Origin of the sequence: Micromonospora sp. AMSO31t (assembly GCF_008868175.1) — a bacterium.
Taxonomy (GTDB): domain Bacteria; phylum Actinomycetota; class Actinomycetes; order Mycobacteriales; family Micromonosporaceae; genus Micromonospora.
In genome coordinates this window covers 1-10,583 of the sequence record NZ_WBKT01000194.1, presented here as the reverse complement: position 1 = coordinate 10,583, position 10,583 = coordinate 1, and the positions used below count along the sequence as shown (strand labels likewise).

Genomic DNA, 10,583 nt, shown 5'->3' with positions numbered 1-10,583 from the left:
ACCAGGTGGGCGGGAGGCCGCCGACCGGTCCCCGGGCGTGGGCGAGGGGGAGGCGCCCGCGTGGCCCGGCGGCCTGCCGGTGCCCGCCGGCACCCCGATCACCGCGCCCGGAGCGGACCCGCTCGCCGGCTACCCGGGCGTCGTGGGCGCGGTGCCCGGTGCGCCGTCGGCCACCCAGCGGGCCGGGGGCCGGGCCACCGCCGTCGCCCTCGGCGCGGCGCTGCTGCTGACCGCGCTGGGCGCGCCCCTGGGCCTGCTCTGGGCGCTGGTGGCCCCCGGCACGCCGGTGCAGATGACCGCCGACGGCGCCGTCTACGCCACCCCGCAGCCGGAGCAGCCGATCGCCGCGGACGGCTGGTTCAGCCTGCTCGCGCTCGGCTTCGGGGTGCTCGCCTCGATCACCCTCTGGGTGGCGCTGCGCCGCAGGCGAGGCCCGATCGGCCTGGTCGCCGGGGCGCTCGGCGGGCTCGGGGCGGCGGTCGTGGCCTGGCAGGTCGGCCGCCGGATCGGGCTCGGCACCTATCAGCGGCTCCTGGACACCGCGCCGCCCGGGACCGACTTCACCAAGCCCGCCGACCTGCGCGCCGGCGGGATCGACTGGTACGGGCCGCTGCCCGTCCCGCACGGCAACCTGCTGCTGGCGGCGTTCGGCGCCGCCGTGACGTACACCCTGCTGGCCGGCTGGTCGCGGTGGCCCTCGCTGCGGCCGGAGCCGGAGTGGGACGACGCCCCGGCACCCGACGCCCCGGCACCCGGCGGCCCGGCACCCGGCGGGCCAGTGCCCGGCGGCCCGGCGCCCGGCGGGCCGGGGATCAGTTCGGGACCGGGGGACCAGCCAGCTCGCTGAGCGGCACCGGGACGGCCCGGACCTGGCGGAGCAGGGCGGTCTCCCGGTTGAGCAGCCGCAGCTCGGCCCGCAGTCGCCCGGCGGTGTCGTCGATGGCGAGCAGCCGCTGCCGGTCGTCGACGGTCAGCGCCGCGGTCGCCGCGACCAGGTGCGACAGCACCGTCGGATCCTCCGGGAGCTGTTCGGAGATCTCCTGCGGGTCCGGCCGGACCAGGCCCAGGTATTGCCGGAACACCGAGATGACCCGGGCGGCCAGCAGGTCGGTGACCTCGTCGGTGCCGGCCGGTTCGGGCAGCCACTCGACCTCGGCGGTCAGGTAGGGCGCGGCGGCGTCGTCGACCTCGGCGACGCGGAACCGCCGCCGCCCCACGGTGACGATGTCGAACCCGCCGTCGGCCAGCTCGGTGACCTGCCGCAGCTCGGCGGTGCAGCCCACGTCGTGGAGGGTGACCTCGCCGCCGGCGGGGCCCGACCGGCCCGGCGGGCCGGCCGTCGCGACCTCCCAGCCGCTCTGGATCGCCACCACCCCGAACTCGCGCGCCGCGCCCTCGGGCAGCCCGACCAGGTGGCGCACCAGCGCCCGGTAACGCTCCTCGAAGATGTGCAGCGGGAGGACCAGCCCCGGGAACAGGACCGTCCCGAGCGGGAAAACCGGCAGCCGTGCGGTCACGTGATCGAGACTATCCCGATCGCGTCCCGGTGGCGTGTCCCGGCTCACCGTCCCGGCGTACGGGCGGCTCCGGTCGGCGCGCGGGGCGGCAGCCTAGACTCGCAAGGGTGTTGAACCGGATCGACCTGCGCGGCGGGGTCCGTGACCCGCGCCGCCTGCTGCCGCGTGCCCAACTCGACGTCTCCGTGGCCGTCGAGCGGATCCGCCCCCTCGTGGAGGCGGTCCGGGAGCATGGGTACCCGGCGATCCGCGAGGCGAGCGAGCGGTTCGACGGCGTCTCCCCGGTGCACCTGCGGGTGCCGGTCGACGTGATCCGCGCGGCCGAGGACAGCCTCGACCCGCAGGTCCGGGCCGCGCTGCTGGAGTCGATCACCCGGGCCCGCAAGGTCCACGCCGACCAGCGCCGCGTCGACCACACGACCCAGGTGGTGCCGGGCGGCACGGTGACCGAGCGCTGGGTGCCGGTCGACCGGGTGGGCCTCTACGTCCCCGGCGGCCTGGCCATGTACCCGTCGACCGTGGTCATGAACGTGGTTCCCGCCCAGGCGGCCGGGGTCCGCTCGCTGGTGGTGGCCAGCCCGCCGCAGAAGGAGAACGGCGGCCTGCCCGACCAGCGGGTCCTCGCCGCCTGCGCGCTGCTCGGCGTCGACGAGGTCTACGCCGTCGGCGGCGCCCAGGCCGTGGCCATGCTGGCGTACGGGGCGACCGTCGACCCGGCGGGCGCCGAGCGCTGCGACCCGGTCGACATGATCACCGGCCCGGGCAACATCTGGGTCACCGCCGCGAAGCGGCTGCTGCGCGGCGTGGTCGGCATCGACGCCGAGGCCGGGCCCACCGAGATCGCCATCCTGGCCGACGACACCGCCGACCCGGCGCACGTCGCCGCCGACCTGATCAGCCAGGCCGAGCACGACCCCCTCGCGGCCAGCGTGCTGGTCACCCCGTCGCCGGCGCTCGCCGACGCGGTCGACGCCGAGCTGGCCCGGCAGGTGCCGGCCGCCAAGCACGCCGAGCGGATCGGCACGGCGCTGCGCGGCGAGCAGAGCGGGGTGGTCCTCGTCGACGACCTGGAGGCCGGGCTGCGGGTGGTCGACGCGTACGCGGCCGAGCACCTGGAGATCCAGACCGCGGACGCGCGCGAGTGGGCGCTGCGGGTGCGCAACGCCGGCGCGATCTTCGTGGGCGCCTGGTCGCCGGTGTCGCTCGGCGACTACTGCGCCGGCTCCAACCACGTGCTGCCCACCGGCGGCTGCGCCCGGCACTCCTCCGGCCTGTCCGTGCAGTCCTTCCTGCGCGGCGTGCACCTGGTGGAATACACGCAGGAGGCGCTGCGCGACGTGGCCCCGCACGTGGTCACCCTGGCCGGCGTCGAGGACCTGCCGGCCCACGGCCAGGCGGTCAGCGCGCGCTTCCCGGGGGAGACCCCGTGACCACTCTCGACGACCTGCCGATCCGCGACGACCTTCGGGGCCTCAAGCCCTACGGGGCGCCGCAGCTCGACGTGCCGGTGCGGCTGAACACCAACGAGAACTCCTACCCGGTGCCCGAGCCGGTGGCGGAGGCGATCGGCAAGGCCCTCGCGGCCGAGCTGCGCGACCTCAACCGCTACCCCGACCGGGACGCCGTGGCGCTGCGCGCCGACCTGGCGGGCCACCTCGGCCACGGGCTCACCGCCGACCACGTGTGGGCCGCCAACGGCTCCAACGAGATCCAGCAGCAGCTGCTCCAGGCGTTCGGCGGTCCGGGGCGCACGGCGCTCGGCTTCACCCCGGCGTACTCGATGCACCCGCTGCTGGCGCTCGGCACCGGCACCGGCTGGATCCCCGCCACCCGCGACGCGGACTTCGGGCTGACCGTGGCCGACGCGGTGGCCCAGGTCCGGGCGCACCGGCCCGACGTGGTCTTCCTGTGCTCGCCGAACAACCCGACCGGCACGGCGCTCGACCCGGCCGTGGTCGCCGCCGTGCTGGCCGAGGCGCCCGGGATGGTGGTCGTGGACGAGGCGTACGCCGAGTTCGCCCGGCCGGGCACGGTGAGCGCGCTCGCCGTGCTGCCCGGGCACCCGCGACTGGTGGTCACCCGCACCATGAGCAAGGCGTTCGGCTTCGCCGGCGGCCGGCTCGGCTACCTGGCCGCCGACCCGGCCGTGGTGCAGGCCGTGCAGCTGGTCCGGCTGCCGTACCACCTGTCGGCGCTCACCCAGGCCGCCGCCCGCGCGGCGCTGGCCCACCGCGACGCCCTGCTCGGCACCGTCGCCGCGATCATGCGGCAGCGCGACCGGATCGTCGCCGAGCTGCGCGCCCGCGGGCACCGGGTGGCCGACAGCGACGCCAACTTCGTGCTCTTCGAGGTCGGTGGCGACCGACAACTCCGGCTCGGCGCGTCTGACGCCGCGCCCCGACCCGGAGCCGTCGACCAGGCCGCCGCCTGGCGCACGCTGCTCGCCGCCGGCGTGCTGGTCCGCGACGTCGGCCTGCCCGGCTGGCTGCGGGTCACCGCCGGCACCCCCGCCGAGACCGACGCCTTCCTGTCGGCAATGGAGGAGCTGTAGTGGGAGCGCGAGGAGTGAGCGTGCGAGCCCCGCAGTCGCGACCGAAAGGCGAGCAATGAGCCGGACCGCCCGGGTGGAGCGGATCACCAAGGAGACCAAGGTCCTCGTCGAGATCGACCTCGACGGCACCGGCAAGGCCGACATCGAGACCGGTGTCGGCTTCTACGACCACATGCTCAACCAGATCGCCCGGCACGGCGGCTTCGACCTGACCGTGCACACCGTCGGCGACCTGGAGATCGACGCCCACCACACCATGGAGGACACGGCGCTCGCCCTGGGCGCCGCGTTCGACCAGGCGCTGGGGGACAAGGCCGGCATCCGGCGGTACGGCTCGGCCACCGTCCCCATGGACGAGGTGCTGGTCCGGGCCGCGGTCGACCTGTCCGGCCGGCCGTACGTGGTGCACGACGAGCCGGCGCTCGCGCCGTACATCGGGCCGGTCTACCCGACCAGCATGACCCGGCACATCTGGGAGTCGTTCGGCCAGGCCGCCCGGGTCACGCTGCACGTGGACGTGCTGCGCGCGGCGCGGCCGGGCGGCCACCCGGACGCCCACCACGTGGTCGAGGCCCAGTTCAAGGCGGTGTCCCGGGCGCTGCGCGAGGCCACCTCGATCGACCCGCGGGCCGAGGGCGCGATCCCCAGCACGAAGGGCGCGCTCTGATGAGCGCGAGGAACGCAGCGCAGCGGAGTACCGCAGTCGCGAATGAAGGATGGCTCTGATGCGGGTGCTGCCGACGTTGCTGCTGATCCTGGCCGGGGTGCTGGTCGGCGGGACCTGGTCGCTCTACAAGCAGGGCGCCGCCCGCCCGGCCGTGGTGATCACCGGCCTGCTGGCCGTGCTGGCCACCGCCGGCGGGCTGCTCTGGCTGCTGCCGGGGGAGAGCTGATGGGCCGGCGGGTGGTGGTGCTCGACTACGGGTCGGGCAACCTGCGGTCGGCCGAGCGCGCGCTGGCGCGGGTCGGTGCGGACGTCACGGTCACCGCCGACCTGGCCGCCGCCGCCGAGGCCGAGGGCCTGGTGGTGCCAGGCGTCGGGGCGTACGCCGCGTGCATGGCGGGGATCGAGGCGCTGGGCGCCGGCCCGGTCATCGCCGACCGGGTCGCCGCCGGCCGCCCGGTGCTCGGCATCTGCGTGGGGATGCAGGTGCTCTTCGAGCACGGCGACGAGCACGGCGTGGTCACCAAGGGGCTCGGGCTGCTGCCCGGCGGGGTGACCAGGCTGCCCGCGCCGCGGCTGCCGCACATGGGCTGGAACACCGTGCAGGCCCCGGCCGGCTCGGTTCTCTTCGCTGGCCTGCCGGCGGACGCCCGGTTCTACTTCGTCCACTCCTACGGGGTGACCGCGCCGGCGGCGCTGGCCGCCGCCGGGGGCACCGTCACCACCGCCCACCACGGCACGGACTTCGTCGCCGGGATCGAGCGGGGTCCGCTGTCGGCGGCCCAGTTCCACCCGGAGAAGTCGGCCGACACGGGGGCCGCGCTGCTGCGCAACTGGCTGGGCACACTTGAGTAAGGAGCGGGCCCGGCGCCGGGAGGCGCGCAGGGCCGAGCTGGAGCGGGAACGCGCCGCGCGCGCCCGCAGGCTGGCGCGCCGGGACCGGCGGCGTGCCGTCGTACGCCGGTTGACGCCCGAGGTGCGGCGGGGCCGCACCGGCCGGCTGCGCCGGCACAGTCGTGGCGAGCGGGCGGCGATCGTGCTGCTCACCGGCGCGGCCGTGGCCGGCATCTGGAGTTTCGTGGACGACCTGGCGCTGCGGCTGGCGTTGGTCGTGTTGTTGCTGCTGGTCCTGCCCGCGGTCGTGGTGATCGCGCTGGACCGACGTTCCTGATGCGAGGAGAAGTCCGTTGAGCCTCACCCTGTTGCCCGCCGTGGACGTCGCCGACGGGCAGGCCGTCCGGCTCGTCCAGGGCGCCGCCGGCAGCGAGACCACCTACGGTGATCCGCTGGAGGCCGCCCTCGCCTGGCAGTCCGACGGGGCGGAGTGGATCCACCTGGTCGACCTGGACGCCGCGTTCGGGCGGGGCACCAACGCGCATCTGCTCGCCGAGGTGGTTCGCCGGCTCGACGTGAAGGTCGAGCTCTCCGGCGGCATCCGGGACGACGAGTCGTTGCAGGCCGCCCTGGGCACCGGCGCGGCCCGGGTCAACATCGGCACCGCCGCGCTGGAGGACCCGGAGTGGTGTGACCGGATCTGCGGCGAGTACGGCGACCGGGTGGCCATCGGCCTGGACGTGCGCGGCCGTACCCTCTCCGCCCGGGGCTGGACCCGCGACGGCGGTGACCTCTACGAGGTGCTGGACCGGCTGGACAAGGCCGGCGCGGCCCGCTACGTGGTCACCGACATCACCAAGGACGGCACGATGCGGGGGCCCAACCTGGACCTGCTGCGCGAGGTCTGTGCCCGCACCGACGCCCCGGTGGTCGCCTCCGGCGGCGTGTCCACGCTGGACGACCTGCGTGCGCTGGCCACCCTGGAGCCGGTGGGGGTGGAGGGTGTGATCACCGGCAAGGCGCTCTACGCCGGGGCGTTCACCGTCGCCGAGGCGCTGGCCACCCTGCGGGCCGGCGCGTGACGGCGGTCGCGGGCGACGGTGCCCGGCCGGAGCTGTCGGCTGGTGACGCCGTCACCCGGCTCGGCTCGGGCGGCCCGTGGGAGGCGCTCTACGGCTACTGCCGGGTGGTCCGGGCCGGGCAGGTGGCGATCACGGCCGGCTGCACCTCGACGGTGGACGGCCGGGTGGCGCACGTCGGGGACGCCGCCGCGCAGACCGCCCAGGCGATCCGGATCGGCCTGGACGCGCTCGCCGAGGTGGGCGCCGGGCCGGCGGACGTGGTGCGCACCCGCATGTACGTGACCGACCGGATGTTCGCCGACGAGGTGGGCCGGGCGCACAACGCGGTGTTCGGCGCGGTCCGGCCGGTGGCCACCATGGTGGTGGTGGCGGGGCTGATCGACCCGGAGCACCTGGTCGAGGTCGAGTTGGAGGCCTGGCTCGGCGATCGCTGACGGCCGTTCCCCGGGTGTGGGCGCGGCCACTCCGTGCCCCGATTGGTTGTGCACGATTCAATTGGGCGCTACGGTTTGGCGGTGACCGATGATCTGGTGCTGCGCCGGCAGGTGTGCTTCGCCCTCTACGCGGCGTCGCGCGCCCTCACCGACGTCTACCGGCCCATCCTCGACGAGCACGGCCTGACCTACCCGCAGTACCTCGTGCTGCTGGTGCTCTGGGAGCGCGGCGACGACGCCCCCACGGTCTCCGAACTCGGCGCGCGCCTCCGGCTCGACTCCGGCACGCTCTCCCCGCTGCTCAAGCGGCTGGAGGCGGCCGGTCTGGTGGTGCGCACGCGCTCGGCGGCCGACGAGCGCCGGGTCGAGGTGGGCCTCACCGCCCAGGGCCGGGCCCTGCGGGAGCGGATGGACGAGGTGCCGCGGCGGGTGGCCCTCGCCACCGGCCTCACCGAGGCCGAGCTGGTCGCCCTGCGGGACACCCTCACCCGGGTCACCGAGACGATCCACCGACAGAAGGAGCAGTGACCACCATGCAGGTGCTCTACACCGCGTCCGCGCGGGCCACCGGCGACGGCCGGGACGGCCACGTCCGCACCTCCGACGGCGGCCTCGACCTGGACCTGGCCGTCCCGAAGGAGATGGGCGGCGCCGGCGGCGCGACCAACCCGGAGCAGCTCTTCGCGGCCGGCTACGCGGCCTGCTTCCACTCGGCGCTGCGCCTGGTCGCCCGCAAGGCCCGGGCGGACGTCTCGAACTCGGTCGTCGAGGCCGAGGTCGGCATCGGCCCGAACGGCAGCGGCGGATTCGGCCTCGCGGTCACGCTGGTGGTCGACCTGCCGGGCGTCGAGCGGTCCGCCGCGCAGCAGCTCGTCGAGGCCGCCCACCAGGTCTGCCCCTACTCCAACGCGACCCGGGGCAACATCGACGTCACCCTGACCGTCCGGGACGCCGCATGACGGCCAACCGGGAGATCCACCTGGCGTCCCGGCCGCAGGGCTGGCCGACCGCCGACAACTTCCGGCTGGTCACCACCGAGGTGCCCACCCCGGGGCCGGGCCAGCTCGTGGTCCGCAACCAGTTCATGTCGGTCGACCCGTACATGCGTGGGCGGATGAACGACGTCAAGTCCTACGTGCCGCCGTTCCGGCTCGACGCCCCCCTCGACGGCGGCGCGGTCGGCGAGGTGGTGGCCAGCGAGGCCGAGGGCTTCGCGCCCGGGGACGTCGTGCTCCACGGCCTGGGCTGGCGGGAGTACGCGCTTGTCGACGCCAAGGGCGCGCGGAAGGTCGACCCGGGGCTGGCCCCGGTCACCGCCTACCTGGGCGTGCTCGGCATGACCGGGCTGACCGCGTACGCGGGGCTGCTCGACGTGGCGGCCATGAAGCCGGGCGAGACCGTCTTCGTCTCCGGCGCGGCGGGCGCGGTCGGCAGCATGGTGGGCCAGATCGCCAAGCTGCGCGGCGCGGGCCGGGTGGTCGGCAGCGCCGGCTCGGCGGCCAAGGTCGAGCGGCTGCGGGCGCTGGGCTTCGACGCCGCGTTCGACTACCACGACGGGCCGGTCCGCGACCAGCTCCGGGCCGCCGCTCCGGACGGCGTCGACGTCTACTTCGACAACGTCGGCGGCGAGCACCTGGAGGCCGCCATCGGTGCCATGAACCTGCACGGCCGGGCCGCCATCTGCGGCATGATCGCGCAGTACAACGCCACCGAGCCGCCTGCCGCCCCGCGCAACCTGGCGCTGCTCATCGGCAAGCGGCTCACCCTGCGCGGCTTCCTGGTCGGCGACCACGGGCACCTGCGCGAGCAGTTCGTCCAGGAGATGGCCGGCTGGCTGCGGGACGGCCGGATCTCCTACGACGAGACGGTGGTCGACGGCATCGAGCGGGCCCCGGAGGCCTTCCTCGGCCTGCTGCGCGGCGAGAACCTCGGCAAGATGCTCGTCCGGGTGTGAGCCAGCACTCGTTCGCGGCGGCCGGCCCGCTCGGGCCGGCCGCCGTGCCGTGCCGGTTGGATAGGCTCGCGGCATGACGGTTGCGGTGCGGGTGATCCCGTGTCTGGACGTGGACGCCGGACGGGTGGTCAAGGGGGTCAACTTCCTCGACCTGCGCGACGCCGGCGACCCGGTCGAGCTGGCGGCCGCGTACGACCGGGCCGGCGCCGACGAGCTGACCTTCCTCGACGTCACCGCCTCCAGCAGCGACCGGGGCACCATGCTCGACGTGGTGAGGCGCACCGCCGAGTCGGTCTTCATCCCGCTCACCGTCGGCGGGGGCGTCCGCCAGGTCGCCGACGTCGACACCCTGCTCCGCGCCGGCGCGGACAAGGTCGGGGTGAACACCGCGGCCATCGCGCGCCCCGAGCTGATCGCCGAGATCGCCGACCGGTTCGGCCGCCAGGTGCTGGTGCTCTCCCTCGACGTCCGCCGGGCACCGGCCGGCACCACGCCCAGCGGCTTCGAGGTGACCACCCACGGCGGGCGCCGGGGCGCCGGCCTCGACGCGGTCGAGTGGGCGGCGCGCGCCGCCGGGCTGGGCGCCGGGGAGATCCTGCTCAACTCGATGGACGCCGACGGCACCAAGGCCGGCTTCGACCTGCCGCTGATCGAGGCGGTCCGCGCGGTCGTCGACGTGCCGGTGATCGCCAGCGGCGGGGCCGGCCGGGTGGCCCACTTCCCGCCGGCCATCGGCGCGGGCGCCGACGCGGTGCTCGCGGCCAGCGTCTTCCACTTCGGCGAGCTGACCGTCGGCGAGGTCAAGGACGCCCTGCGCGGGGCCGGCCACCCGGTCCGCTGACCGCGCGCACCCGGACGCCGACGGCGGAGGTCAGGGGCGGCCGGGGTGGCCCTCGGGGGAGCGGCGCGGCATGGGGATCGAGCGGACCGCGTACTCCTGCACGGCGGCGGCGTGGTCGTCCTCGTCCAGTTGCCAGTCGACCTCGTCGGGAGCCGGGCCGCGGCTCAGCACGCCCTGCACGGTGTCCACGGTGGTGCCCAGCCCGGCGCTGGGCCGGGTGCGCCAGAGCCGTTCGCCGTCCGGGGTGACCCGGAACCAGCCGTCGGCGACGCTCACCAGGCCGGCGCTCACCAGCCGGCGGACCGCCCCCTCCACCTCGTGCCGCTCGGGGATGGCCTGGTTGAGGTGGTCGGCGGTGGAGAGCACGTCGGCGAGGCGTACGCCCTCCGGGCGCCGGCTGGCGGCGGCCCGGCGGTGCCGACCGGCGCCGCTCGCGATGACCAGTGAGACGAAGATCCAGGCGTCGCTCCAACGCCAACCGTTCTCCCCCATGGACGAATGATGCCCGGCCGCGACGGCGGAGAAAACACCTGGTTTCGCTGTCGGACGTCGTCGCAGCTCAGCGGCGTCCGGGTCGTCCCAGGAGGTGGCGGTCGGCGCGGCGGGGGTGACGCTGCGTGATCGAGGGGCGGGTCAGGCGGCCTCGCCGGCCGGGCGGGGCGCGCAGGGGACGGCCGGCTCGCCGGTGGCCTCGTCGGCCGTCCCC

15 protein-coding genes are annotated in these 10,583 nt (G+C 75.6%); 13 read left to right on the top strand and 2 right to left on the bottom strand.

The genetic code is table 11. The features are described 5' to 3' along the window. Nucleotides 1-37 precede the first annotated feature (37 nt). Nucleotides 38-847, top strand: a complete 810-nt coding sequence (locus tag F8274_RS27560) for a DUF2567 domain-containing protein (protein WP_151465284.1) — start codon at nucleotides 38-40, stop codon at nucleotides 845-847. On the opposite strand, the gene F8274_RS27555 is transcribed toward F8274_RS27560, so the two are convergent. Further along, entirely contained in the window at nucleotides 813-1,517 is a 705-nt protein-coding gene (locus F8274_RS27555; RefSeq protein ID WP_151465281.1) for an LON peptidase substrate-binding domain-containing protein, read from the bottom strand. The genes F8274_RS27560 and F8274_RS27555 overlap by 35 nt on opposite strands. Before the next feature lie 107 nt (nucleotides 1,518-1,624). Here F8274_RS27555 and hisD point away from each other — a divergent pair, with 107 nt between their 5' ends. The 12 genes from hisD to hisF all read left to right on the top strand — a co-directional run bounded on the left by hisD (nucleotide 1,625) and on the right by hisF (nucleotide 9,877). Further along, the gene (gene hisD / locus F8274_RS27550; RefSeq protein WP_151465280.1) at nucleotides 1,625-2,947 is read left to right on the top strand and encodes a histidinol dehydrogenase; all 1,323 of its coding nucleotides are present in this window, start codon (nucleotides 1,625-1,627) and stop codon (nucleotides 2,945-2,947) included. After that, a complete protein-coding gene (locus F8274_RS27545) occupies nucleotides 2,944-4,068 on the top strand; it encodes a histidinol-phosphate transaminase (RefSeq protein WP_151465279.1) in 1,125 nt (374 codons plus the stop codon). The genes hisD and F8274_RS27545 overlap by 4 nt, the downstream gene beginning before the upstream one ends. Before the next feature lie 55 nt (nucleotides 4,069-4,123). Next, a complete protein-coding gene (gene hisB, locus F8274_RS27540) occupies nucleotides 4,124-4,735 on the top strand; it encodes an imidazoleglycerol-phosphate dehydratase HisB (protein WP_151465278.1) in 612 nt (203 codons plus the stop codon). 58 nt (nucleotides 4,736-4,793) lie between these two features. Further along, nucleotides 4,794-4,961 carry a hypothetical protein gene (locus F8274_RS31445; RefSeq protein ID WP_192580018.1) on the top strand — a complete coding sequence of 56 codons (168 nt, stop codon included), beginning with the start codon at nucleotides 4,794-4,796 and terminating at the stop codon, nucleotides 4,959-4,961. Next, a complete protein-coding gene (gene hisH, locus F8274_RS27535) occupies nucleotides 4,961-5,587 on the top strand; it encodes an imidazole glycerol phosphate synthase subunit HisH (protein WP_151465277.1) in 627 nt (208 codons plus the stop codon). Before F8274_RS31445 ends, hisH begins: the two co-directional genes overlap by 1 nt. Beyond that, complete coding sequence (locus F8274_RS27530; protein ID WP_151465276.1) at nucleotides 5,580-5,903, top strand: hypothetical protein; 324 nt, start codon at nucleotides 5,580-5,582, stop codon at nucleotides 5,901-5,903. The genes hisH and F8274_RS27530 overlap by 8 nt, the downstream gene beginning before the upstream one ends. 16 nt (nucleotides 5,904-5,919) lie before the next feature. After that, entirely contained in the window at nucleotides 5,920-6,648 is a 729-nt protein-coding gene (gene priA / locus F8274_RS27525) for a bifunctional 1-(5-phosphoribosyl)-5-((5-phosphoribosylamino)methylideneamino)imidazole-4-carboxamide isomerase/phosphoribosylanthranilate isomerase PriA (RefSeq protein ID WP_151465275.1), read from the top strand. Further along, nucleotides 6,645-7,082 carry a RidA family protein gene (locus F8274_RS27520; protein WP_225854004.1) on the top strand — a complete coding sequence of 146 codons (438 nt, stop codon included), beginning with the start codon at nucleotides 6,645-6,647 and terminating at the stop codon, nucleotides 7,080-7,082. The genes priA and F8274_RS27520 overlap by 4 nt, the downstream gene beginning before the upstream one ends. An 81-nt stretch (nucleotides 7,083-7,163) precedes the next feature. Beyond that, nucleotides 7,164-7,610 carry a MarR family winged helix-turn-helix transcriptional regulator gene (locus F8274_RS27515; protein ID WP_151465274.1) on the top strand — a complete coding sequence of 149 codons (447 nt, stop codon included), beginning with the start codon at nucleotides 7,164-7,166 and terminating at the stop codon, nucleotides 7,608-7,610. A gap of 5 nt (nucleotides 7,611-7,615) precedes the next feature. Beyond that, entirely contained in the window at nucleotides 7,616-8,041 is a 426-nt protein-coding gene (locus tag F8274_RS27510) for an organic hydroperoxide resistance protein (RefSeq protein ID WP_151465282.1), read from the top strand. After that, nucleotides 8,038-9,036, top strand: coding sequence for an NADP-dependent oxidoreductase (locus tag F8274_RS27505; protein WP_151465273.1), 999 nt, complete (start codon nucleotides 8,038-8,040; stop codon nucleotides 9,034-9,036). The genes F8274_RS27510 and F8274_RS27505 overlap by 4 nt, the downstream gene beginning before the upstream one ends. Nucleotides 9,037-9,109: 73 nt before the next feature. After that, complete coding sequence (gene hisF / locus F8274_RS27500) at nucleotides 9,110-9,877, top strand: imidazole glycerol phosphate synthase subunit HisF (protein WP_151465272.1); 768 nt, start codon at nucleotides 9,110-9,112, stop codon at nucleotides 9,875-9,877. A gap of 30 nt (nucleotides 9,878-9,907) precedes the next feature. Here hisF and F8274_RS27495 read toward each other — a convergent pair whose 3' ends face one another. Next, complete coding sequence (locus tag F8274_RS27495) at nucleotides 9,908-10,369, bottom strand: hypothetical protein (protein WP_151465271.1); 462 nt, start codon at nucleotides 10,367-10,369, stop codon at nucleotides 9,908-9,910. Nucleotides 10,370-10,583: the final 214 nt, after the last annotated feature.

Excerpts from the sequence above, each read along its gene's own strand:
- hisB (WP_151465278.1), top strand. The coding sequence starts at position 4,124 with ATGAGCCGGACCGCCCGGGTGGAGCGGATCACCAAGGAGACCAAGGTC.
- F8274_RS31445 (WP_192580018.1), top strand. The coding sequence starts at position 4,794 with ATGCGGGTGCTGCCGACGTTGCTGCTGATCCTGGCCGGGGTGCTGGTC.
- hisH (WP_151465277.1), top strand. The coding sequence starts at position 4,961 with ATGGGCCGGCGGGTGGTGGTGCTCGACTACGGGTCGGGCAACCTGCGG.
- F8274_RS27510 (WP_151465282.1), top strand. The coding sequence starts at position 7,616 with ATGCAGGTGCTCTACACCGCGTCCGCGCGGGCCACCGGCGACGGCCGG.
- F8274_RS27505 (WP_151465273.1), top strand. The coding sequence starts at position 8,038 with ATGACGGCCAACCGGGAGATCCACCTGGCGTCCCGGCCGCAGGGCTGG.
- hisF (WP_151465272.1), top strand. The coding sequence starts at position 9,110 with ATGACGGTTGCGGTGCGGGTGATCCCGTGTCTGGACGTGGACGCCGGA.
- F8274_RS27495 (WP_151465271.1), bottom strand. The coding sequence starts at position 10,369 with ATGGGGGAGAACGGTTGGCGTTGGAGCGACGCCTGGATCTTCGTCTCA.